This is a genomic window from Rania fehmarnensis (assembly GCF_056494185.1).
Genome location: NZ_CM151398.1, coordinates 3422657 through 3447068, shown reverse-complemented (window position 1 = coordinate 3447068; position 24412 = coordinate 3422657). Strand labels below are relative to the sequence as shown.

At 56.0% G+C, this 24412-nt stretch carries 14 protein-coding genes; 8 read left to right on the top strand and 6 right to left on the bottom strand.

The features are described from left to right. The first annotated feature begins 34 nt into the window (after nucleotides 1-34). Nucleotides 35-418 carry an STAS domain-containing protein gene (locus SH573x_RS11665; RefSeq protein ID WP_479355192.1) on the top strand — a complete coding sequence of 128 codons (384 nt, stop codon included), beginning with the start codon at nucleotides 35-37 and terminating at the stop codon, nucleotides 416-418. A gap of 122 nt (nucleotides 419-540) precedes the next feature. On the opposite strand, the gene SH573x_RS11660 is transcribed toward SH573x_RS11665, so the two are convergent. The 5 genes from SH573x_RS11660 to SH573x_RS11640 all read right to left on the bottom strand — a co-directional run bounded on the left by SH573x_RS11660 (nucleotide 541) and on the right by SH573x_RS11640 (nucleotide 10033). After that, nucleotides 541-1449, bottom strand: coding sequence for a transglutaminase family protein (locus tag SH573x_RS11660; RefSeq protein WP_479355191.1), 909 nt, complete (start codon nucleotides 1447-1449; stop codon nucleotides 541-543). Next, nucleotides 1446-3986 carry a circularly permuted type 2 ATP-grasp protein gene (locus SH573x_RS11655; protein WP_479355190.1) on the bottom strand — a complete coding sequence of 847 codons (2541 nt, stop codon included), beginning with the start codon at nucleotides 3984-3986 and terminating at the stop codon, nucleotides 1446-1448. Before SH573x_RS11655 ends, SH573x_RS11660 begins: the two co-directional genes overlap by 4 nt. Continuing rightward, nucleotides 3986-7351, bottom strand: a complete 3366-nt coding sequence (locus SH573x_RS11650; protein ID WP_479355188.1) for a transglutaminase family protein — start codon at nucleotides 7349-7351, stop codon at nucleotides 3986-3988. Before SH573x_RS11650 ends, SH573x_RS11655 begins: the two co-directional genes overlap by 1 nt. 57 nt (nucleotides 7352-7408) lie before the next feature. Next, nucleotides 7409-8431 (bottom strand): alpha-E domain-containing protein, encoded by a 1023-nt coding sequence (locus SH573x_RS11645; RefSeq protein WP_479355187.1) that lies wholly within the window; start codon nucleotides 8429-8431, stop codon nucleotides 7409-7411. 141 nt (nucleotides 8432-8572) lie between these two features. After that, nucleotides 8573-10033 carry a circularly permuted type 2 ATP-grasp protein gene (locus tag SH573x_RS11640; RefSeq protein WP_479355185.1) on the bottom strand — a complete coding sequence of 487 codons (1461 nt, stop codon included), beginning with the start codon at nucleotides 10031-10033 and terminating at the stop codon, nucleotides 8573-8575. A gap of 501 nt (nucleotides 10034-10534) precedes the next feature. Between SH573x_RS11640 and SH573x_RS11635 the strand changes: the two genes are divergently transcribed. The 7 genes from SH573x_RS11635 to SH573x_RS11605 all read left to right on the top strand — a co-directional run bounded on the left by SH573x_RS11635 (nucleotide 10535) and on the right by SH573x_RS11605 (nucleotide 23145). Beyond that, complete coding sequence (locus SH573x_RS11635) at nucleotides 10535-11659, top strand: hypothetical protein (protein WP_479355183.1); 1125 nt, start codon at nucleotides 10535-10537, stop codon at nucleotides 11657-11659. 3 nt (nucleotides 11660-11662) lie between these two features. Beyond that, nucleotides 11663-12466, top strand: coding sequence for an SDR family NAD(P)-dependent oxidoreductase (locus tag SH573x_RS11630; protein ID WP_479355181.1), 804 nt, complete (start codon nucleotides 11663-11665; stop codon nucleotides 12464-12466). 222 nt (nucleotides 12467-12688) lie between these two features. Then, nucleotides 12689-15064, top strand: a complete 2376-nt coding sequence (locus tag SH573x_RS11625) for a BatA domain-containing protein (protein ID WP_479355179.1) — start codon at nucleotides 12689-12691, stop codon at nucleotides 15062-15064. Nucleotide 15065: 1 nt separating this feature from the next. Then, on the top strand, nucleotides 15066-17927 hold the full coding sequence (locus SH573x_RS11620) for a hypothetical protein (RefSeq protein ID WP_479355178.1): 2862 nt from the start codon (nucleotides 15066-15068) through the stop codon (nucleotides 17925-17927). Nucleotides 17928-17975: 48 nt separating this feature from the next. Further along, nucleotides 17976-19217, top strand: coding sequence for a precorrin-6y C5,15-methyltransferase (decarboxylating) subunit CbiE (cbiE, locus tag SH573x_RS11615; RefSeq protein ID WP_479355176.1), 1242 nt, complete (start codon nucleotides 17976-17978; stop codon nucleotides 19215-19217). Nucleotides 19218-19404: 187 nt separating this feature from the next. Further along, entirely contained in the window at nucleotides 19405-20892 is a 1488-nt protein-coding gene (locus SH573x_RS11610) for a hypothetical protein (protein WP_479355174.1), read from the top strand. A 105-nt stretch (nucleotides 20893-20997) separates the two neighbouring features. Beyond that, entirely contained in the window at nucleotides 20998-23145 is a 2148-nt protein-coding gene (locus SH573x_RS11605; RefSeq protein WP_479355172.1) for a cyanophycin synthetase family protein, read from the top strand. A gap of 363 nt (nucleotides 23146-23508) precedes the next feature. On the opposite strand, the gene xerC is transcribed toward SH573x_RS11605, so the two are convergent. Further along, complete coding sequence (xerC, locus tag SH573x_RS11600; protein ID WP_479355170.1) at nucleotides 23509-24411, bottom strand: tyrosine recombinase XerC; 903 nt, start codon at nucleotides 24409-24411, stop codon at nucleotides 23509-23511. Between the last annotated feature and the right edge of the window lies 1 nt (nucleotide 24412).

Sequence of the window (24412 nt, the reverse complement as noted above, 5' to 3'; positions counted from 1 at the left end):
TTAACTCGCCCAGCAGGCAAGGAATCGAATTGAGATGAAGACCGATAACAGTACCGTAGCTTGTTCGCTGGAAGGCAACATCTTGGTCGTCAACGTACTTGCCGAGCAACTGCGGGATGTCAAAGAAGTTCAGAATTTGCGAGAAGGTGTAATACCGGCGATCGAACAATCGGGCGCTCGCAACGTGGTTATCGATCTATCGAACGTGAAACATTTGGGCAGCATCGCTTTCTTGGCGTTTCTAGCTATCCGCCGTCAATCCGGCATCGATCGCATCGTGCTCTGCAACCTCAGCGAGTTCGTGCAAGAACTCTTTCGCATGTGCAAACTGATCGCTTCGGGCAACGGTAAGGCAGCTCCCTTTGACCAAGCTGCGACCAAGGAAGAAGCAGTGAAGCTGTGCTCGGCCAATGCCTAAGTGGTAGCCACCGCTGCCAAGTGGTGGATGCGATACGGACCAGGTCCACCGTCTGGCGACGGTGGCTACGGATGAGTCCACCGTCTGGCGACGGTGGCTACGGACACGACTGGCGACGGTCGCTACTTCTCTCGAAGCGGTAGCACATCGACGCTAACCTTCAGACCATGATTGCCGCCGCCTAAAAAGACGCCGCGTACTGGGACTACATCGTGGTAGTCACGGCCCCAGGCAATCGGAATATGATCTTTGGCAGCGACGCAATTGTTGGTGGGATCCAAATCAACCCAACCTGCCTGGCCGCCACAGTACAAGCTGAACCAGGCATGCGATTGATCAGCCCCCACCAGGCGTGGCTTGCCCGGGGGCGGCACCGTGCGTAAGTATCCGCTGACATAACGCGCCGGTAGACCAATCGAGCGCAAACAACTGATCGCAATCTGGGCAAAGTCCTGGCAGACACCACGCTTCAGCGCCAAGGCCTCCGAGGGCATCGTGTTGACGAAGGTTGCCGCGGTATCGTAAGTGAACTCTTTGTGAATTCGAGCTGTCAGGGCTTGAGCGCACAATAGAATTGGTCGGCCAGGTGTAAAGTCCTGCAGTGCGTAGTCGGCAAACGCCTGCGAGCGATGCACGCGCCGCGAATCGTAAAGATACTTGGTGGCATCAATCCAGCTCTGATTGCTGGGCGACTCAACACCCAAGTCAAGTCTGCCGGCGATCATCGCCACCACCGATTCCCAGGGCAATGTCGTTTCCGCTGACGGCAGTTTGCGAGGGACGACCCGTACGCGACTGACTGAAGTCACTTTCAATTGACGATGATTTTCCTCAATCGAGAATGCGTGAAAGCGATTGCCGAAGAAATCTTCGCGACCATGCATCAACTGTGGCTTGGGCAGAATCGTAAGCTTGTGCGAACGCACGCGCACATGTGCATCATCGCGCGGCGTCAACATGACCAGGTTGTGGCAGACCCGCACGGGTGATTCGTAAATGTACGAAGTGGTATGAGTGATCTTGTATCTCATCGCTTCGTATCCTGTCCAAGCGCGTAATGTCGCTGTTGGCCAGCATGAATGAGAAACTTGCCGGAGATCGCATCGGCCAATTTTGGCAAGATATCGACCACGCGATCCAACAGCCGCGCCAGCGCCGAACGACTTTGCTGCGCATCCACGCGCGCCAGTTCATACGGATCGGCCAATCGCACAGCGTTGAGCAATGCCAGCGCGAAACGCTGCTCGATGGAACGCGGTCCGTCAACAGCCGAGCGTGGCAAGTGATCCACATGCGTGCTGATCATCGCCAGTTGATAGACCAAGGAGCGCGGGTTTGTTTCGTCGGTAATCACCAGGTCGATCACCGGTGCCGGTTGGATACTGGCCAGGTAGCGCGAGCGATAGGTCATGACGCTGTCGAGCGTAACCATGACCGCTTCGAGTACCTCGTTCTCATGCGCAGTCGGCGTCGCCATGGTCGAGCGACAGAGGATGGCTGTTTGCCAAGCGCGTTCGATTCGACGCCCCATATCCAGGAAACGCCAGGCCTGAGTTCGCGTCATACTCTCCGCCGCCAAACCGGACAGCGCGACCAGTTCGGTCACCAGTTGATCCAGCATCGCAATCGATTCGGCCGCGTCAGGTTTGCGTTTGGCCGGCGCGCGACTGGTCTCTTCAATACGCGTCACGATGCGCCACAAGTCCAGAGCCACGCGGTCGCGAACTTTTGACGCAATGCGCACCGCCTGGTGAATGCTGGCTCGCAAGCTCATCGACAAGCGTTCATCGTACGCCGACAGGGGCAGCATTTCGGCGATTTCTGGCAAGTTCTGGTTCAGCTCTTCGATGACGTAATCGGGCTCGATCTGGCCGCGCTCGGCCAGGGCTCGCAAGAGCACTGGCATCTCGGGTACGTCCTCACGCTCACCAACCAGTCGCATCAGCGCGGTGCGCAGCAAACGTGATTGCGATTCAGCCCGCTCCACATTGCGGCCCAACCAAAACAGATTGTCAGCCACACGACTGGGCAAGTCATCGCCACTGCGACGCAGCGTTAAATTCTCTTTGGTCGTGGCCAGCAAAGTGGTTTCTTCAACCGGCCGCTCACTGAGCACCCACACATCCTGGCTGAGTTCACCAGCGGTCATAACTTGCTCAAGGGCGGTTGGATTGGAAGCGGCTCGCCCTAGGCCACTAGGCAGCGGTATGTACTGGCCATGCTTTTCGACCACAAAGCCGCGGAGCGCGAATGACCACGGCTGCAGTTGTCCATCGCCCCACACTGGCACGGTCGAACGTTGAATCGGCTGTTGTGCCACGTACGCCCAGGGCTTGGCATTGATCTGCGCAATCAACGTCTCACGCGCTGCTGCCGACAAGCGGGCTGGCTGCGCAGCCGGTGAATCGTAGGTGCGAAAAGCAGGGCGTATCAAGAGGTCGTTCAAATGCTCGAGCACATAACTGCGCGCGTTTGCATCGCCACACCACCAGGTTGGCACGGTCGGAATCAGTAACTCTTCACCCAGTCGATGACGGCAGATGTTCGCGATGAACGGCAACAAAATCGGCGATTCAACCAAGCGGCTACCCAGTGAATTGGCGATTGAAACCTCACCGCAGCGCAGCACCTCCACCAGTCCTGAAACGCCCGAACCCGAATCCGGCGCTAACTCAACCGGATCACAATCGTCGTCATCCAAGCGCCGAAACAGCACTTCGACTGGCAAGAGTCCGCCGAGCGTCTTGAGCATGACGCGATTCTCGCGCACTGCCAGGTCGTCTCCTTCGGCCAAGGTATAGCCCAGATAGCGAGCCAGGTAAGCATCTTCGACATACGAGACGCTGTGAGGGCCTTTGGTCCACAGGACAATGCGTGGGTTTTCTTTGGAGCGCGGAGCCAACTCCTGCAATGATTCGCGCAGCGTCTTGAAGAACGGCGCGAGTCGATGTACGCGGCATTGCCGAAAGGGGACCGGCAAGTTGCGCGAAGTGATAATGCGATTTTCGAGCAAGTATCCCAAGCCAAATGGGGCGCGCGTGCGGTCGCCGGTTACCCACCACTTGCCATCCGGTGCGCGGGCCAGGTCAGCGGCGAACAATTGCAGGTACCGCTGATGACTGGCATTGAGATCTTGGTAAGCGGGACAGAAACTAGGATTGGCAAACAGGGCTTCGGGTGGCAACAAGCGATCCACCAGCAGCGATCGATTGCTGAAGAGATCAACCAGGATCAACTCATAGAGCCGAGCGCGCTGCACCAAACCCGCGGCAATACCTTCCCATTCCTGGGCGCTGAGAATGACGGGCATCGCGTCCAAGCGCCAAGGGCGCGTGGCTTCGTTGGCGTCGCGTATCGCGAACGTCACGCCATCGTTGTTGATTTGTCGTTGCACACGTTCCCACCGCGACTTGAGTGTATCGACACCCATCGCATCCATGTGTTTGACCAGGGAACGGTAGTGAGGCCGCAAAACTCCGCCGTCAAACGCTTCGTCATACGTTTCGGAGCTGGGTTTGTATTCAGCAAACAACCCAGTAGCGGAAGCGTTTTCGGCCGGTGCGTTCATTAGGGATGTGGGGTCCGACGCAGGTCGAGCGTTAGCGGAAAGGCCGGATTCCGTTCGGCGGGAGGTGGTGGCCGGTAACCTGGCGAATGCCCCATACGGAAGTATCGAGCCGCACGCCGTGCTTCTGCTTCAAATGCGTTAACTGGGAAAGTTTGGTAGTTTCTGCCTGCCGGATGGGCGACGTGGTACGTGCAACCTCCGAGCGATCGATTGGTCCATGTATCCAGGATATCGAAAACCAGCGGCGTATGCACAGGAATTGTCGGATGCAAAGCGCTCGGCGGAGCCCAGGCCTTGTAACGTACTCCCGCTACATATTCGCCTGGAACGCCCGTTGGATGCAATGGCAATCGACGTCCTTGGCATGTGATAGCAAATCTATCCCCATATAGTCCAGCCACCTTGACTTGCAATCTTTCGACAGATGAATCCACAAAGCGCACCGTTCCCCCGCCTCCAGGTTCTTCGCCCAGGACATTCCAGGGCTCGATGGCCGAGCGAAATTCGACGAACAAATCTTTGAAATTCAAATCGCCAATCACCGGAAAGCGAAACTCGTAGTGAGGCGCAAACCAAGCGCGTTCCATGGGCACACCCGCCGTTTGCAGATCACTGATCACATCAGCAAAATCTTCCCACACAAAGTGCGGTAACATAAAGCGATCGTACAGCGAAGTGCCCCAGACGGTCAGCGGCCGAGTGTAAGGTTCACGCCAGAAATGTGATACCAGCGCGCGAATCATCAACTGCTGCGTCAGACTCATCTGCGCATGCGGTGGCATTTCAAAGCCCCGAAACTCCAGCAAACCTAGACGACCTGAACTGCTGTCGGGCGAATAAAGTTTGTCGATACAAAATTCGGCGCGATGCGTGTTGCCTGTCAAGTCGATCAACAAATTACGGAAGATGCGATCGACCATCCACGGTGGACAATAGGTGCCCGCAGGTGGCACTTGGGCAAAGGCCAACTGCAGTTCGTAGATCGCATCCTGGCGGCCTTCGTCGGCGCGCGGCGCCTGGCTGGTCGGCCCAATGAAGCGACCACTAAAGAGGTACGACAGCGAGGGATGGTTGTTCCAATAACCGATTAAACTCTTGAGCAAATCAGGCCGTCGCAAGAATGGACTATCCAGTGGCGTAGCACCACCAATGACCACGTGGTTGCCACCACCGGTGCCCGAATGTTTGCCGTCGAGGTCAAACTTTTCAGTACCCAGTCGCGTCAGTCGAGCCTCTTCGTATAACCCAGTGGTCGTGGCAACCAATTCAGGCCAGTTGGTGGCCGGATGAATATTGACTTCGATCACACCGGGATCGGGAGTGACCTTGATATTGTTCAGCCGAGGATCGTTGGGCGGCAGATAGCCTTCGATGACCACAGGCATTTGCAAGTGTTCGGCAGTGGCTTCAACTGCGGAGATGATTTCGAGATAGTCCTCCAGCGACTCCACGGGTGGCATAAAGATGTGCAAACGGCCATGGCGCGGTTCAACGCACAAGGCAGTGCGCACGCTCATACCGCCAGTGACGGTGCCATCCGATTCGATAATCGATTCGGGTAACTGATCGCCGCTATGATCACCGCCTGCTGGCAGCTCTTGCTCGCTAATTCCCTTAATCGACTTGGCGCTTTTGGGCGCTTCGACATAACCCTGCTTGCGATAAAGCGGATGGGGCAGGGGAGGCAGGGCGACGGTTGGATCGACTGGATTAAAAGGCAAGACGCTGGAGGTGATGACCACCGGCAGCGAATCCAGCGGCAGGCGCAGTCCAATTGGCGAATCACCCGGCAACAAGAACAGTCGATCGCTGCGGGTGGGCCATGGTCCACTGACCCAGCGATGCCGCGACTGCCACCATTGTCTTTGCAGTGGCAGCACCAGGCCGACGGGTTTTTCGATCCCGCGTTCAAAGACGCGGGCCATACGTGCGCGCTCTTCGGGATCTTTTAATTTCGGATCGCGTGGGTCGACATTGACTGGCAAGCGAGCTTCTTTCAGCACGTAATGCGCGATGTCTTCGTAAGCCGGACGAATGAACTGGGCGGTGACGCCCAGCACGGTCGTTAGATGTTCCACAAAGCGGGCGGCCGCGCTCAGGCCTAGACCGTAATCATGATCGATGTCCGCAATCAGTCGCGCATCATGCCACACGGGCAAACCGTCGCGTCGCCAATAGCAACCCAGCGCCCAGCGCGGCAGCGATTCACCCGGATACCACTTGCCTTGTCCGTAGTGCAACATGCCACCGGGCGCATAACGCTCGCGCATGCGCTTGATCAAGATCTCGGAGAGTCGACGTTTGTGGGGACCCACGGCGGCTGAATTCCATTCAGCGCCTTCCATATCGTCGATCGATACGAAAGTTGGTTCGCCGCCCATAGTCAGTCGCACATCATCGCGCTGCAAGCGCTCGTCGATGGCATTGCCCAGAGCTTCGATGGCTTGCCATTGATCGGCTGTGTAGGGTTTGGTGACGCGTGGATCTTCATGCACGCGCGTGATCTTCATCTCGAATTGGAAATCGGCTTCGCATTCATCGTGCGCTCCGGAGATCGGCGCCGCGGTCTGCGGATCCGGGGTGCAGGCCAGCGGAATGTGCCCTTCACCGGCCATCAAACCAGAGGTTGGATCCAATCCGATCCAGCCCGCGCCTGGCAGGAAGACTTCTGCCCAAGCATGCAGATCGGTGAAATCATTTTCCGGCCCTGAGGGACCATCCAGACTTTTCACATCGGCCGTTAGCTGGATCAAGTAGCCGGACACAAATCGGGCTGCAAAGCCTAAGTGCCTGGCCATCTGCACAAACAGCCAGGCCGAGTCGCGACACGAACCGCGTTTGGAAGTCAGCGATTCCTCGACGCTCTGCACACCAGGTTCCAGGCGAATCGTGTAGCCGATCTCTTCTTGAACGCGACGGTTCAGATCGACCAGGAAGTTAACGGTGCGACGCGGCGTGCGATCAACACTTGCCAAGAATTTCTGGCCGTGGGCTGCCAGCGGCAAACATTCCATAAACGGCCGCAAGTCGCGGGTCAGCGATTCATCGTACTCAAACGGAAACTCTTCGGCCGACTGTTCGACGAAGAAGTCAAACGGATTGATGACCGTCATCTCAGCCACCAGGTCAACTTCGATGCGCAGAGCTCGAGTTTGTTTGGGGAACACAAACCTCGCTTGAAAATTGCTGTGCGGATCCTGTTGCCAATTGACGAAGTGTTCGTGCGGTGAGACTTTTAGCGAATAACTAACGATCGGCGTGCGACAGTGCGGTGCTGGTCGCAAACGAATGATCTGCGGGCCCAAGCTGATCAATCGGTCGTAGTTATACGTAGTGACATGGTGCAGAGCGACGCGTATGGCCATAGGTCAGTGCTGGATCTATAAAAAGTGAAGCGGATGACAAATTGAGGAGGGAACTTGTCAACCTTGTTTTTGCGTTTGAGTCTGGGACGACTGTGTTTGAGATTGAGATTGAGATGGCGCAGGAGTGCTTTCCACGGGGCGAATGGCAAAGAAAGTTTCGTGAATCGCGCCGCCGATGTCGTTGATTTTGGTTTGGAGATCGTCGATGAATTGATGCAGACCTCTAGCCACAATCGTATCGACATCAGTGTAAGCCAATTCGGCTTTTAAGCTGCCCAAGCGACGCTCGGCAGAGTTACGATAGGTCAAGGGTTGCGAACCGGTGATTTCGCGCATCGACCATTCAGCCCCTGACAAACAGAACTGTACCGAGCGTGGAAAGGCGCGATCCAGGATCAAGAAGTCGACTACTTTCTTGACGCGCAAGGAGCGGTATTTGCGACGATACATTTCGAAACCGGAGACCGATCGCAGCACGGCCGACCATCCCAGATCATCGATCGTCGTGCCCACATCGGCGGCCGATGGCAGCAGCGTAAAATATTTGACGTCCAGAATGCGACTGGTCTTGTCGGCCCGTTCCATCAACCGGCCAAGGTTCGCAAAATGCCAACCTGCGTCATGTGACATGGTGGCATCCAGGATGCCGTTGAACAGGTGCGCGTGCTGCTTGACACTGCGATAATAATCGCCGGGTGAATTCAGAGCCGCATCGTTCTTGGCTTCGGAATTAACAAAGTGGTAGAACTCATTCAGTTCTTCCCAAGCTTCCGAAGAGATCGATTCACGCACGGTGCGCGCGTTTTCACGCGCGGCCCGCACTGTAGTGATGATGGAGTTGGCGTATTGAGTATCCGAGGTCAAAAAGCGAATGACATTTTCAGCGGTGGCCGCGCCGTAATGTTCGCGAAAGAACTCGACATCACCTGTCGTACTGACTAGTGGTTCCCACTGCGGCACTTCCGAAGAAGGCTGGTCGAGAATCAAAGTGAGCGTAACATCAATGAAGCGGGCAAGATTTTCGGCACGTTCGATATAGCGTGCCATCCAATAAATCGACTCAGCAACTCGGCTCAGCATAGTCAGCAGGATTACTCCAAAGTAGTCTGACGCAAATTGTAGCCCGACGCGGGGCGTCGGAAGATTCAATGAGGTCCGGCGCCAAGCGCTGAACCATCGCTTTTGTATTCATCTAGTTCGCTGTGCGATTCAGCTAGATGCCTAATCGTCAATTTCGCTTTCGCTGCTGGCAACGACCCACGTGTCCTTGCTGCCACCACCCTGCGATGAATTGACGACCAGGGAACCCTTTTTAAGGGCCACGCGTGTCAGTCCGCCCGGCAGCACCCAAATATCTTTGCCGTACAGGACGTAGGGCCTCAAATCGACATGTCGCCCTTCGAAGTTGCCGTTGACCATCACGGGCACACGCGACAAGGCCAAGGTCGGCTGGGCGATGTAGTTGCGCGGATCGCTCTCGATCTTGTGAGCAAACTCGGCTCGCTGCTCGGCAGTCGAATGTGGTCCGATCAACATACCGTAACCGCCAGCTTCGTTGGCTGCTTTGACGACCAGTTCCTCCAAGTGAGCCAACACATACTTGCGATCTTCTTCGCGTTCGCAAACGTAGGTTGGCACGTTGGGCAGAATCGGCTCTTCGCCTAAGTAGAAGCGGATCATATCCGGCACATATGCATAGATAACTTTATCGTCGGCCACTCCGGTGCCAGGAGCATTGGCCAAGGCCACGTTGCCGCGGCGATAGACGTCCATCAGACCTGGCACGCCCAACATCGAATCGGCGCGGAAGCTGAGTGGATCAATAAAGTCGTCGTCGATGCGGCGATAGATCACGTCGACACGTTGGAAGCCATCGGTGGTGCGCATGGTCACGTAACCATCTTTCACCACCAGGTCGCGGCCTTCGACTAGTTCCACGCCCATCTGCTGCGCCAGGAAGGCATGTTCGTAGTACGCTGAGTTATAGATGCCAGGGGTCATCACGACGATGGTTGGCGATTGCGACTGCGATAGGTAGGACAGGGTGTCGTAAAGTCGGCTTGGGTAACTGTCCACCGGCCGCACACACGAATCTTTGAAAGCTTGCGGAAAGCTGCTCTTCATGACCATGCGATTCTGCAAAACGTACGACACCCCTGAAGGACATCGCAAGTTATCTTCCAGCACGTAGATCTTGCCATCGCCGTGGCGAATTAAGTCGGTACCGGTGATATGGCACCAAATACCGTGCGGCGGGTTGAGGCCATGGCATTGAGCGCGATAGGACTTGGCCTTGGCCAAGATTTCGCGAGGCACAATGCCGGCTTCGATGATTTCTTGATTGTGGTAGACATCGTTGATGAAGCGATTGAGAGCGGCGATACGCTGCTTGAGGCCAGCTTCGATCGTCTGCCATTCGTCGGCTTCGACGATGCGCGGCACGATATCAAAGGGGAAAATTTTTTCAGTGCCCTGGTCATTACCGTAGACGGTAAAGGTAATGCCCATGCGCAGCAGGGCCCGATCGATCGCGGATTGCCGCTGTTTCAATTCGCCTGGAGGCAATGAATTGATTCGCTGGATCAGGACCCTAGCCCCGACCCGTGGCTGGCCGTTTTCGTCGAACAGTTCGTCGAAGAAATTTTCGCGATCGTATTGCTGAAACGTATGATCTATTTGCATTCTCGTTCAATTCCTCGCACTCGAAACGGGAATCGAACCACCGCCCTTGGCTCGCTGCCGAGCCGATAGCTTAATCTAATTGCTAGCGAGCGTGCTAGGTCGGATACGCCCCAGGTTTGTTTTATGTGGCATAGGCTTCCAGCCTGTGTCTTCGTGTGGCATAGGCTTCCAGCCTGTGTCTTCGCGTGGCATAGGCTTCCAGCCTGTGTCTTCGTGTGGCATAGGCTTCCAGCCTGTGTCTTCGTGTGGCATAGGCTTCCAGCCTGTGTCTTCGTGTGGCATAGGCTTCCAGCCTGTGCATGAAGACAGAAAGACACAGGCTGGAAGCCTATGCCACAAATCGCCGAAATTCGTCAGCATTATTATTGGCCCGGCGCTGTACTTCCTGGTAGAATGAAGTATCTAGCCCAAACCAGGTGGCCGTGCAGTGCTGCGTGCGGTGGCAGAATAATCGTTATGCTCCTTAGAGTTTGGCCCGGACTGGACCGAAGGATCGAAAGCATGCAGCGAGCAAGCGTTCACAGGCTAACCCTGCGCAAGTTTGGCAGTGCCTTGGGGTTAGCGTTTCTAGTTGGCGGTGCGGTTTTTAGCACCGGGTCGCTCCCATCTCGGGCGGCCGATGGTGGTCCACCTGCAGCTGACCACTTGGAAAAAGAAGCTACGTGGAAATGGCCTGATATCGCGGTCATCGAGCAGCACATGATCAGCTATATGGATCAGACGCAGGCTTCGGAAGAAGTCCGCGGACAGGTCCTGCAATCCTGGAAAGAATCCGCTGAAGCGGTCCAAGGTCCACCGCTGCTGGAGCGCATTCTGGCCGCCGCGTCGATTATCGACAAGCGAATTGCCGAAGTCGTCAGCCGACTGAACGACCCTGTGGCTCCGCCGGTAATGGTTAAGGAACTGCCATGGCTCAGCAGCGATGTGCCGGGCTGGTTGCAAGATGCAGTGCGCTTGGCCTGCGGCCGCGCCTTGGCTCAGCGACGCTTGTACGACGAAGGGCTCGAAACGCTCGACGGATTGGAAATAGCTCAAGTTTGCGATCCAGCTTCGCTGGTTTTCTATCGTGCGGTTTGCCAGCACAATTTGCTGCAAAAGAAGGAATGCATCACCAACGTCGACCTATTGTTGCAGCGTCGCGACGAATTGCCGGCCCGTTTCACGCAGGTGGCCCAACTGATGGCCGCGGACATCCAGCCATTAAAAGATGACTCGTTGGACGAAGTCGCACGATTGATGAACGATGTGCAGCGTCGCCTGGACTTGGGGCGAGCCGGTACGCAAGTTCGTGATGAAGAAAAAGAGATCGTCGACAAACTCGACAAGATGATCGAGCAAATCGAAGATCAAATGCAACAACAGCAACAGCAACAACAGCAACAGCAAAGTGGCGAGCAGCAACGCCAAAACGGAAAATCTCAGCCGATGCAGGATAGTCAGCTGGCCCGCGAACCGCCTTCGGCCGGTGATGTCGACAAGAAAGAAGAAGGCAAGCGATCGGGCTGGGGCAACTTGCCGCCGCACGAACGGCAAGCCTCCTTGCAACGCATGACCCAACAGTTACCATCGCACTATCGTGAAGTCATTGAAGGATATTTCCGGCAGTTGGCCAAAGAAAAGAAATAGGCGATGAATTTTCCAGAGGCTCCAGTGGCGGTGATAACTGGAGCCGCTTCGGGGATAGGGCGAGCCACAGTTCTGAAACTGGCCGCCAATGGTTATGCAATCTTGGCTCATACGGCTCGCAACCTGCGCGGCCTTCAAGAGACCTGTAGTGACGCTCGCGATCTCGGCGCCCAAGTGCGGGCAATCACGGCCGACTATCGACAGCCTCAGACTCTCAGGCAGCTGGTCGACGCCGCATTCAATTGGCGCGGCCGCGTCGACGCTTGGATCAACAATGCCGGGGCTGATGTACTGACCGGTCAAGCGCGACAGCGTTCCTTCGAAGAGCGTCTAAGCGAATTGTGGCAAGTCGATGTGGCCGGGACCATGCTGATTAGTCGCGCGGTGCTCGACCGCTGGAACGTCTGCGCCCAAGAGCATCAAGGCAGCTCGCGACCGGCCCTGGTCAACATTGGCTGGGACCAGGCACCACAGGGCATGGAAGGCGATAGTGGTCAATTGTTCTGCACCATCAAAGCCGCCGTAATGGCCTTTACGAAAAGCCTCGCGCAAACTGCGGGTACGACGGCGCGTGTCAACTGTGTGGCACCCGGTTGGATTCGTACAGCCTGGGGCGCCGGAACCAGTGAGTATTGGGACCACCGCGCACGCAGCGAAGCGATCCTGGCGCGGTGGGGCGAGCCCGACGATGTAGCCAGCGCGATTGCATGGTTAGTTGGCGACCAATCATCCTTCATCAACAATCAAGTCATCGAAGTCAACGGCGGCTGGCGCCGAAGCCAGCCACCGCCCCCAGCCGCTTCATAGTGCGTTATAATCTGGGCTTGGCTGAACGATCTATCGTAAAGCGACTGTCCTCAGCCGGCTTATGTCACCTCCCCCGGCGAAGCTGGGGGAGGTCGCAGACGAGGCGTTTAGCCGAAGTCTGCGGGAGGGGGCTCGTTACCGAAACGAATATGTTATGCAGCGGAATGCACCACACAAATTGTTTCGCGCAACGTTATGTGTTACATAGTTTGAAGGATGGGAATGCAGTTTCTTTTTCAGCCACTGACTTGGGGCTTTATGTTGATTGGGGTACCGATTTTGGTGCACCTGATCAACATGTTGCGTCACCGGCGACAGAGTTGGGCAGCGATGGACTTTCTGCTGGAAAGCTATCGCAAGCACCGGCGCTGGGTGCTGCTGAAACAATGGATCCTGCTGGCCCTGCGCATCTTGGCGATGTTCTTATTGGTCGCGATGCTCGCACGCTGGATCAACAATTCGCAGAGCCTGAGTTGGTTCGGTGGTCGCGTGACCCATCACTACATCCTGCTGGATGATAGTTTATCGATGGGCGAACAAGAAAAGGGTGAAACGGTTTATGCCAAAGCCCTCACTGCCGTGCAGTCGTTGATTCGCGCTATTTCGACTCAACCTGGCGAGCATCAACTAACGCTGCTGCGCTGGAGCCGGGCTGAGCTGGCGACGCGCGCCGGCAAGGAGCAAGCCCGCGTCGATGTGGCGGCAGATTTGATCTCGCAAACGATTCCGCAAGACCCATCCAGATTGCTGGACCGGATTGCCGCTTCGCAACCATCATCGCTGCAGATATCAGCCGAGCCAGCGGTGGAATTGATCGAGCCACTCATATCGACGAACAACAACGACCAGGTAGAACTGTATTTCGTTACCGATTTGCGCCGCAATGAATGGAGCCAACCCGAATCGCTGAAAGCCAAGTTGTCGGCCTTGATTCGCGGATCCTCACGAGTGCAATTCATCGATTGTGCGGAAGGGCAACCAGCGAATTTGAGCCTGGCGGGGTTGGAACCAGAACAAGAGACCTGGGCCGCAGGTGTACCGCTGATGGCCAAGTTCCAAGTTACTAATCACGGCCAACTAGCCGCTCAAAATGTGGTCGTCAAAGTTCGATCCGTCCTGTATTCGGAGGGGGCAATTGTACCTAACCTGAATACGCAGTATTCCGGTGAAGCCATCGAGGCTCCACCAGTTGTGATTGATCGCATCGGTCCCGGAGAGACAGCCACGCGACAAGTGCAGTTGGTCTTTCCTACAGCCGGCCAGCATGTTATCGAGGCCTCGATCGCCGATGATCGCTTGCCGCAAGACAATCGTCGCTGGTGCGTCATAGGCATTCGTCAATCACAGAAGATCTTGTTGATCGACGGTAGCGCCGATCCCAATACGCAATCGTTCGTCAAATTTGCGTTGCAACCAGACGGCCGGCAACCGACAGGTATGACCGTGGAGCGCGAAGACCCAGCTTACCTGCGCGATACTACGCCCGAGACGCTGGCTACTTGGGATGTGGTTGTGCTGCTGGAAGTACCGCAACTGGATCCGCAGGCCGTAACGATGCTGGAGGCGTATATCAAGGGCGGTGGTGGCGTAGCCTACTTTGCTGGCCCCAGTTCGACCGTGCAATCGATTAACAACTATCATCGCGAAGGCAACGGCTTCTTTCCTGCGCCGATCTCAGACATCACTGAGCATCTGATCCGTCCCGGCAACGATCAGCCTCAAGTAACCGCTACGGATCATCCGATCTTGGCTCCGCTAAAAACGCTTGAAACCTCGCCATTTCAATTGGTCGAGATTCGCAAGCAGTTGAAAGTGGCTGGCAAGCTCGATGCGACCGGAAACGTTGAGGTGGTCGCATATGGTCCTGAGCAGATGCCACTGATTCTGGATAAACGTTACGGCGACGGTCACGTGGTGGCCCTGCTGACGGGTTTGACCAGCGATGCCGCCAGCGGAAGTTCACGCTTGCTCAGCGGCAATCAAAAAGTGGCGTGGAGCAATTGGGCGCAGGACCCGACCTTTGTGGTGCTGACGCTGCGTATGGTTGGTTATCTAGGCAGCTTCCGTCGCGCCGAAACGAGTGAGCCCGTGGGCACGACGCTCAAGGCTAACTTCGTAGGTCAGACATTTCTGCCCAACGCGGATTTAATTCTGCCTGCGCAAGGCGATGGCCCGCGCGCTAAGATTACATTGCCCGCCGATCAAGCCTCGCCCGAGCAAGCCGTGCCGCTAACAGTTTCGGTCAATCTGTCTGAAGAGAATGGGCAAGTCGACGCACTGCTGCGACCGGGCATCTTTGAGTTTTGGATGCAAACGACCGATGGTGGTTACGCTGGACACAACCTGGCCCATAATGTTGCCTCTGGCGAAGGCAACCTGTCCCGGGTCACGCGCAGCGAACTTGAAGAACGCTTTAGCCCGATGAAAATCAGTGTGCAATCGGCCGACTCACTCAGCGGCGCGGCCTGGTCACCTGAGAAAGCCTCGTACAGCTCACTGCTGTTAGCCTTGCTGGTCATAGTACTACTGCTGGAACAAGCGCTGGCGTATTCAGCCAGCTATCATGTGCCTGCTGTCGCCAAATCAGGAGTCGCATGATATGGAACGTTATGGATGGCTGATGTTGGATCGTCTGGAATCCATGGCTGGCATGCTTGGACAAACGCGAGTTTATTATCAGTGGACGCGATTTGAACAACTCGATGAGTGGTGGCATTATCTGGGTCTGGTCGCCCTGCTGTGCCTGGTGATTGGGTATGTGATCTGGTGGTATCGGCACGATACGCAAGAACAGGCTCGGCCAGTACGCTGGGCACTGTTGATGTTGCGTTTGGTGGCGTTTGGTGGATTGATTCTGTTCTTTCTGCAGTTGGATAAACGCTCCGAATTGCGGGTCACCCGTAACTCTCGCGTCGCGATTCTGGTCGATACATCGCTGAGCATGTCGTTGCCAGGTACGCCCAGTGCCAGCGGTACTCCAAATCCACTGGCCCGCAGTGAGGAAGCTTCACAGCTGATCAGTTCATCACCAGTGCTAAACGAATTGGCGGCCAAACATGATGTGACGGTGTATCGCTTTGACCAGGTACCGCGCCCCGTGCAAGTTGCTTCGCTGGTCAAGCCAGCCACTGCGACCACTGCCGCTGATTCTAGCGACGATACCCGTCTGCAAGTGCTTTCGCGAGCTCATACGTTGACGCTCGTCGCTTGCGGCTTGGGTGCGGTGGCGTTGCTGATGATCCTCATTTCATTTGTGGCGCAGATCCTTGGTGCTCGCAATTGGTCAGGCGGCAGTTGGAGTCTGTTTAGCGGTAGCGTGTTGGCGCTAGCCGGTATGATTGTGTTAGCCATGGGCATTCTGCCCGCCAGCGATTTTCCACTAGCTGCTTTGTTTGTCGATCCGCAAACGGCAGTCGACCGTTACAAAAACCTCAATGATGATCCCTTTGCACCTCAGTTAACTCAAGCCAGTGATGCAGCTGATGGCGCTGGCGAAGCGGGTTCGGCCGACGGCACCAAACTACCGACCGATTGGCCTGCCGCACTGGCTCCTGCAGGCATTGAAACTCGCATGGGTGATGCGATCAAAAACGTACTGGAGCGCGAGCAAGGCAGTCCTCTGGCAGGCATCGTGATCGTTACCGATGGTCGCAGCAACGCCGGGCTAGACCCCAAGGCGATTACGTTGGCGGCACAGAATCAGCGAGTACCGCTCTACTTCGTTGGAGTCGGTTCAGAAAAAAATCCACCGAATATTCGGCTGGTAGAAATCGATGTGCCCAAACGAGTTTATCCGGGCGACAAGTTCTCGATGAAGGTTTTGATTCAGTCGTCGGGCCTGGCTGGTAAACCGGTTACGGTACAAGTAACCGCCGGTGCCAAGGGTGCTGATCCGACTACCTATTCGATTGAGTCGGAAGAGACCGTGGAAGCAGTTACCGAAGAAGAACTGCTGACGGCCAGCTTTGAACTTGAACCGAAGGCTGTTGGCAACTGGACGTACCAGGTCAAGGTGCTGCCGGTCGCTGGCGACATGGATGCGCGCGATGACGCGCAATCGGCCGATGTCGCCGTTATCGAACGTAAGAACCGCGTACTTATCTTTGCAGGTGGTCCTACGCGCGAGTACCAGTTCGTGCGTAACTTGCTCTTCCGAGATCGCGATGTTGAATCCCATGTGCTGCTGCAGAGCGGCGGTGATCCGCTGTCGCAGGAAGCGGCCAAATTGTTAGACGAGTTTCCCGCCGATCGCAATGCACTCAAAGAATATGATGCCATACTGGCCTTCGATGCCGATTGGACCAAGATCAGCGACGCTCAGGCCAAAGCGATTGAGCAATGGGTCGCCGAACAAGCCGGCGGTCTCATGATTATCGCCGGCGATGTCGAAATGCCCAAGTGGATTGCACAAGGATCCGGTGGCGATCGCTCAAGGATCTTGCGTGAGCTATCGCCCGTAGTGCTCGTGCAATCGGCCAGTCGCTCACTGTCGACTGGACGGGTCGAAGGGGAAAAAGCATATCCGCTGAAGTTGACCGACGATGGTAAGCAGACCGACTTTATGTGGCTGAGCGATGATCCGGTCACCAGTGCCAAACTGTGGGAAGATTTTAGCGGCGTCTATAGTTTTAACGGCGCCTTCGAAACCAAGCCGGCCGCCAAGACGCTGGCCTCATTTAACGATCCATCCGCTTCCGATAGCAGCGGCAACTTGCCCATTTACCTGGCTAGCCAGTTTTATGGGGCCGGTCGAGTCGTCTATCAAGGTGGCGGCGAGATGTGGCGCATTCGACAATTGAGCGAAGTCTATTTCGATCGCTACTATACGAAATTGGTGCGCTGGTTATCCGCTGGACGATTGTTGTTGGATTCCGATCGAGGAATTTTGCTGGTCGATCGCGAAGTAGCCATTCAAGGTGATCAAGTCAGCGTGCGGGCCGTGTTGAAAGACGAACGCTTTCAACCGCTGGTGCAGAGTGAAGTAGCGGCGCGGTTGCTCGATCCAAAAAAGATTGGTCGCACTTTGATACTTCGGCCATTACCTGGTGGCATGCAACCTGGCATTTACACTGGTCAGTTTCCCGTGCAGTTGGCAGGTGAATATACAATTCAACTGCAACTAGGCGGACTGGGCTCGGATGAAATACTGCAAGCTACAGTCAAGGCACGCGTGCCTGCCATGGAGATGCAGGGTGCCGAGCGGCACGATGCGCTCATGTTGCCGTTGGCCACACAAACTGGTGGGCGCTATTTTCAGGGTGTATCTTCGGCCATCGAGCCGGCAGAGAAGGGCAACGAAACAGTGCTCTCTGCCGCAATTACTTCGCAAGATCAAATCTCTTTCTTGCCGGGTGTCCCCAATCGGCGTTTTCAACTTCGTTGGCTGGGCTGGTTGATGGGATTGATCGCAGGCTGCTTGACAATTGAGTGGTTTGCGCGACGATTGCACCGCTTAGCTTAAACTGAGCTTTGAACTGTAGCTCCGAAATTCAATGAAGGCACCGCAGAGATGGCCGATAGGATTACGATCATTGGTATTGGCGACGATGGCCTGGAAGGTCTCACCCGTCAAGCGCGCGAGTTGGTTGGTTCAGCCGCGACACTTGTGGGACCATCGAATCTGCTAACGCGACTTTCGCGCCCCGGCCAGGCGTTGGTTACATTGTCGGCCGATCTGGAACAAGCCGCCCGCACGCTGGACGAGGGACTAAAGGGACCGGTAGTCATGCTGGCCAGCGGCGATCCGCTCTTTTATGGAACTGCCCGTTATCTTTGCGATCGCTTGGGCAAAGAACGCTTCGAAGTCTTACCCCACGTCAGCAGTATGCAGTTGGCCTTTGCACGCGTCAAAGAGAGTTGGGATGAAGCCTATCTAACGAATCTCGCCAGCCAAACGCTCGATCGCGTTATCGATCGCGTGCGCAGCGCGGAAAAGGTTGGTGTGTTCACAACCGAAGAAACTCCGCCCAAAGCCTTGGCCGCCGCGATGGTCGACAAGGGGATCGAGTACTTTACGATCTATGTTTGCGAAAACTTGGGTTCGCGCGACGAACGGGTAACGCGTGGCAAAGCGGTCGATATCGCTCGACAGGATTTCTCGCCGCTGAACGTAGTGGTGTTGGTTCGCGATGCCAATGTTCCGGATCGCCCGGCCGACATGATTGGCAAGCGACTGTTTGGCAACCCCGACGAAATGTTCTTGCAGAGTCGACCCAAGCGCGGCCTGCTGACTCCATCGGAAGTTCGGGCCATCGCTCTATGCGAAATGGACTTGGGTCCGCAGAGTATCGTGTGGGATGTGGGAGCCGGAAGCGGATCAGTGGCGATCGAGGCCGCCCGTATCGCGGCCCATGGACGCGTATTCGCTATCGAAATGGATGCGGAAGATTACAATCTGCTTATTGAAAACTCGCGACGTTTTGGCACCACTAACGTGACGCCCATTTTAGGTGAAGCACCCAAGGCGTGGGCCGATTTGCCCGATCCAGATGCTATGTTCATTGGAGGGACCGGTCGTTCCGTAACGCAACTGATTGAGGTTGGTTGGCCAAGACTGCGCCAAGGCGGACGAATGGTAGTAAATGTGGCCAGCATGGAAAACCTGGTCATGGCCCAACGCTTGCTTCAAAGCAAGTCCGTCGAAGTTCACGTACTTATGATCAACCTGGCCAGGAGCAATCAACAGTTGGACGAGCTGCGAATGGAATCCGCCAACCCCTCGTTTTTGCTCATGGCCCGCAATGTAACCTAATTGTGGCATAGCTGTGGCATAGGCTTCCAGCCTGTGTCTTCACCGCTTGCCGCTTCGCAAGGTTTTGAACTTGCACTCGTCCTCGACAAGAACAAACAACAAGTGCAGCGTCGAAACCCACGGGTTGGGACTAAGATTCGGTGCAGGTTCGAAGCCTGAAGCTTCACACTAGAAAGAAAACTCATCTATGAATGTGCAAGACTTCTTGCAACATCATCATCTCGATCGCAATCCGTTTGCCGAAGAAGATGCGCAGACTGATGCCGTGTTCAAACAACATTGTATCGACAGTACATTTCACCCGGCCTGGGACAAGGTCTTCGGCAGCCCGAATGATCCTTCGACTTCGATTGTGTTTGGCCCCAAGGGTTCAGGCAAGACCGCCATGCGACTGCAGCTGGACAAACACATTCGCAATCACAATCGCCAGCATGGCGACCAGCGAGTCTTCGTCATTCATTACGATGACTTCAATGGATACATCGGGCACATGCAAGCCCGGCTGGGTGGGTGGCGAACTCGCAAAGCCGATAAGGTCTTGCAGCAGTTCGGTATTCAGGATCACATGGACGCCATTCTGATTCAAGGTGTCACCACGCTGGTCGATCGCATCTTGCAGACCACCGGCAGTCCGACGGGTCCCGATGAGATTGTGCAACAGGATGCAGTCGATAGGCTCGACGGCAATCAGCGCGGCGACTTGTTGCTGCTGGCCACCTGCTATGATCAATCGACAGTGGGCAATACGAGCGTTCGCTGGGAACAACTGCGCTCGCGTTTGCGTATACCGAAGTGGAAAGCCTCAATCGACTGGATCATTGCCTGGCTGGGCACCATCGGAGCAGGCATCGCCTGCGGCTATTTTTACTTTACCAATCAACTATCTCTGAAGTGGGCGGTGATTGCCTTTGTGGTAGTAGCGCTGATAGCTTGCGGTCAATATTTGTATCGAGCGATTCGCTGCTTTATGCGCGCCGGGCAACTCATCCGCAACTGTCGCGTGCGTCGGCAGAGTACCACGGAGCAAACGCGTTTATTGCTCAAGCAACCGTGGTCCGCCTGGTCAAGTCAGCCCATGCCGGGCGATCGCGTCTCGGCATCGCGCTACGAACTGCTGGAAAAGTTTCAGCACATTCTGCGCACACTCGGGTTTCCCGGCATCCTTATACTGGTTGACCGAGTAGATGAACCGCAGTTAGTCAACGGTCAACCGGAGCGGATGCGGACTTTGATCTGGCCACTACTGGACAACAAACTGCTCAAGCATCCAGGAGTGGGATTTAAGTTGCTGTTGCCGCAAGAGTTGCATTATTTTGTCGAGCGTGAAAGTCGCGAGTTTCACGAACGCGCCAGGCTGGACAAACAGAATGTCATCTCGGGATTCGATTGGACCGGCGAAGCTCTGTATGACCTGGTGTGCGCTCGCATGCAGGCGTGTGCCTCGCCCGGGTCCAAGCCACAGCCGACCGACTTGTTCGATCCGTCGGTCGACAAGCAGCGTTTGATTTCTGCGATGCGCGATTTGCGCGTGCCGCGAAATCTGTTTCGCTTTCTGTATCGACTGGTTTCGGAACATTGTAAGAAGTACACCAGCAGCGAACCTGAGTATCGCATTGCTGTTTCGACCTTCGAATCGGTCCTGGCGGTCAGCCAAGAAGAGTTCCGGCGACAGTAAGGCACTGCGGGCAGTGGCGGAGTTGACTAAGTCGACTAGCTGGTTCAAATTACAGCACACACCTCAACTCCGCCCTCAAATCCACCCGATTGGCCTCAACCGCCTATGACTGCTGTCCCGATGCCGCCGCTGGCTGAAGTCGAACCGTTTATGAACTTTCGGCGGCTATTCTACTTGCACGGCCCCAATATATGGTCGCGGCGTTCGTGCATGGAAGTTTGGGTTGACTTGGGCCGGCTGAAGGATCATTCCAGCGAGATTATGCCGGGCTTCAATGAACGTTACAAAGTCTGGCTACCAGGTGTCATCGAGCATCGTTGTAGCGTCGGCGAGCGCGGCGGATTCTTCCAACGCTTGGATCGAGGTACCTATTTAGCGCACATTCTCGAACACACCACGCTAGAACTGGAGACGTTAGCCGGTAGCGAAGTCGGATTTGGTCGCGCGCGTGAAATGAGCGAAGAAGGCGTTTACAAAGTTGCGATTCGTTTTGAGGAAGAGAGCGTCGGGGCGGCTTGCCTGTATGCTGCCCGCGAGTTGCTGAAAGCCTGCATCTACGATTTGCCTTATGACGTTGTCGCCGAAGTTGCCAAGCTGCGTGATATGGCCGATAGGCGTTTGCTGGGGCCGAGTACCAAAGCCATTTTGAGCGCTGCCGCTGAGCGTAATATCCCCTTTCGTCGACTGACGATGGGATCGCTGTGTGTCTTGGGCCAAGGACACAAGCAGCGCCGCATATGGACGGCCGAAACCGATCGCACCGGGGCGATTGCCGAGTCCATCGCGCAGGACAAAGAACTGACCAAACGCCTGTTGCACACAGTAGGCGTGCCGGTGCCGGAAGGTCGGCGCGTAGTCAGCGCCGAGGATGCAGTTACTGCCGCATCAGAAATTGCTGCCCCAGTTGTGGTTAAACCCGTCGATGGCAATCATGGCCGGGCAGTGATTCCCAACTTGATCGATGCCGATGAAATTCGCCGAGCTTACGACCTGGCCATTGTCGAAGGCAGCGGTGTCATGGTCGAGCGATTCATTCCTGGCGATGAACATCGTTTGCTCGTCGTCGGCCAGCGGATGGTGGCTGCGGCCCGTGGTGAACCGATAACCGTAATCGCCGATGGCCGCCAAACGGTTCACGAACTGATCATCAACGTGGTCAATAAAGATCCTCGCCGCGGCGATGACGAATCGCAACCGCTCAACCCAGTGGAGGTCAACGAGCCACTCCATATCGTCTTGGCTCAGCAACAATTGACGCTCGACAGCATCCCGCCGGCGGGCCGTGAAGTTTTGATTAAGCGGCACGATAATTTGTCGATGGACATTACCGAAAAGGTGCACCCGACGGTTGCCAATCACGTTGTGCGAGCCGTCGAAATGGTCGGTCTGGATATAGCAGGTGTCGACCTGGTATCCACGGACATTTCGCGACCACTGGAGGAGCAACAAGGGGCGATCGTCGAAGTGAACGCCGGACCCGGATTATTGATGCACCTCAAGCCATCGCAAGGTACCGCGCAACCGGTAGGCCAGGCCATCGTCGATCACATCTTTAGCCAGCCCGGTGATGCGCGCATTCCCATCATCACCGTCACCGGTTCCCGCTACGTCGCCAAGACAGTCCATTTGCTGAAAGACCTGCTGATGCGCAGTGGACATCGCGTTGGTTGGTCCGATGGCGTAGGTTTGCATCTGAACGATACGGTGCTGGATCGCAAGACCACCTGTTCGGCTGATCATTCGCGTCGACTGCTCATGAATCCGCAATGCACGGTCGCTGTGCTGGCCCTGAATCCAGATAGTATTTTGCGGGCGGGCTTGGAGTTTGATCGCGGTGATGTGGCAATCGTCACCGATGTAGACTGGGAAGCTCATCTGGGTGGCGAGTTTGATTTATTCAATCGCGACAAAGTGTTTGGTGTGTTCCGCTGCGCGGTCGATGTCATTTTGCCAGGCGGCACCGCCATCTTGAACGCAGCCGATCCGATGGCCCTGGAGATGAAACCACTCAGTCAAGCTGGCGTGATCTTGATGGCGACAGATCCCAATCTGCCGGCATTGAATGAACATCGGCTGGCGGGCCTGCCGGTGGTCATCTGCACCTCCGGCAAGATCATCGGTGCGATTGGCGAATCGCAAGTCGAATTGGGCTCGATCGCTGATATGGATGGCCCGCTAGAATCTTGCCTGGCAGCCATGGCTGCTGCGTGGCATTTGAAGCTGCGCCCACGGGAGGGCGAATGCTCCTGCTGAGCCCAACACCGTTTTGAACTACGGACGTAGGGTCTGGGGGATGTGGTGATGGAAGAACATGCCTTGGATACTGCGACCCGTGAGCGGCCCCGGTCTGTAGAGCAGCTGTCCTCAGCTGCTCAGAACCCTCTAATCCAAGCTGCTTCACACCGCTTGTTCGTGATGGTGACGTGCGCGCCGCAAAAGTCTCCGGGACTTTGTCCGTGCTTCAAAGCGGTGTTGGCTCAGGAGGACCCTCGTCCCGGTCTGTAGAGCAGCTGTCCTCAGCTGCTCAGAACCCGGCAAGTCGCTTAGCTGTAACGCAGGACCATTGGTCGGAAGAGACTTGGGTTAGAGGGTGCTGAGCGGCTGGGGACAGCCGCTCTACATTTGGGCTCGAGGATGCGCGCGGTTGTAAACTTCTTTGAGATTGGCTGTGGAGAGGTGCGTATAGATTTGAGTCGTTACCAGGCTCTTGTGGCCTAGCAACTCCTGCACGCTGCGAATGTCTGCGCCGCGATCCAGCAAGTGTGTGGCAAAGCTATGGCGAAGAGTGTGCGGCGTGGTGCGCAAGTCCAGGCCGGTCAGCTTGAGGTACTTTTCGAGCATCCGCGCAACGCTGCGTGTGGTCAGCCTGGTTCCAAAGCGATTGACGAATACGGGTGCTTCGCGACCTTGGGGCTCTTTGGGTGAGAGAATGCGTTTGCGCATGTACGCTTGCAGAGCGTCGACTGCATATCGTCCTAAAGGACTCATGCGTTCCTTGCGACCTTTACCGCGAATTCGAGCCACGCCTTCGCCGCAATCGATGTCGCCGTCGTTCAAACCCACAACTTCGCTCACCCGCAGGCCGGCGGAGTACATGGTTTCTAGAATGGCCTGGTCACGCAAACCCATCGTGTCGCGTTTGGGTGGTGCGTTGAGCAGCTGGAGGATTTCGTCGCTGGTCAGGAAGTGCGGCAGCTTGCGTTGACCGCGCGGGTTACGAAGCGGTTTGGCTGGATTGGACGCACTTAGTTCCCGCTTTTGGGCGAAGCGATAAAAGCTGCGCAGCGAGGCCAGTTTCCGCGATATGCTGGTTCGCGCATAGCCGGCCTCGTGCAGCGCCGAAATATAGCCACGCAAATCGCGCGGAGTGATGTCACCCGGCGGTTTGTCACCCCCGAGCTGCTCGACCAAGAACTCAGCCAGGTCCAGCAAGTCCTCGCGATACGACTTGATCGTCAAATCTGAAGCGTTACGTTCGGTGTCGAGGTAACGCAAGAATTGAGTAATCTCACTACGCATT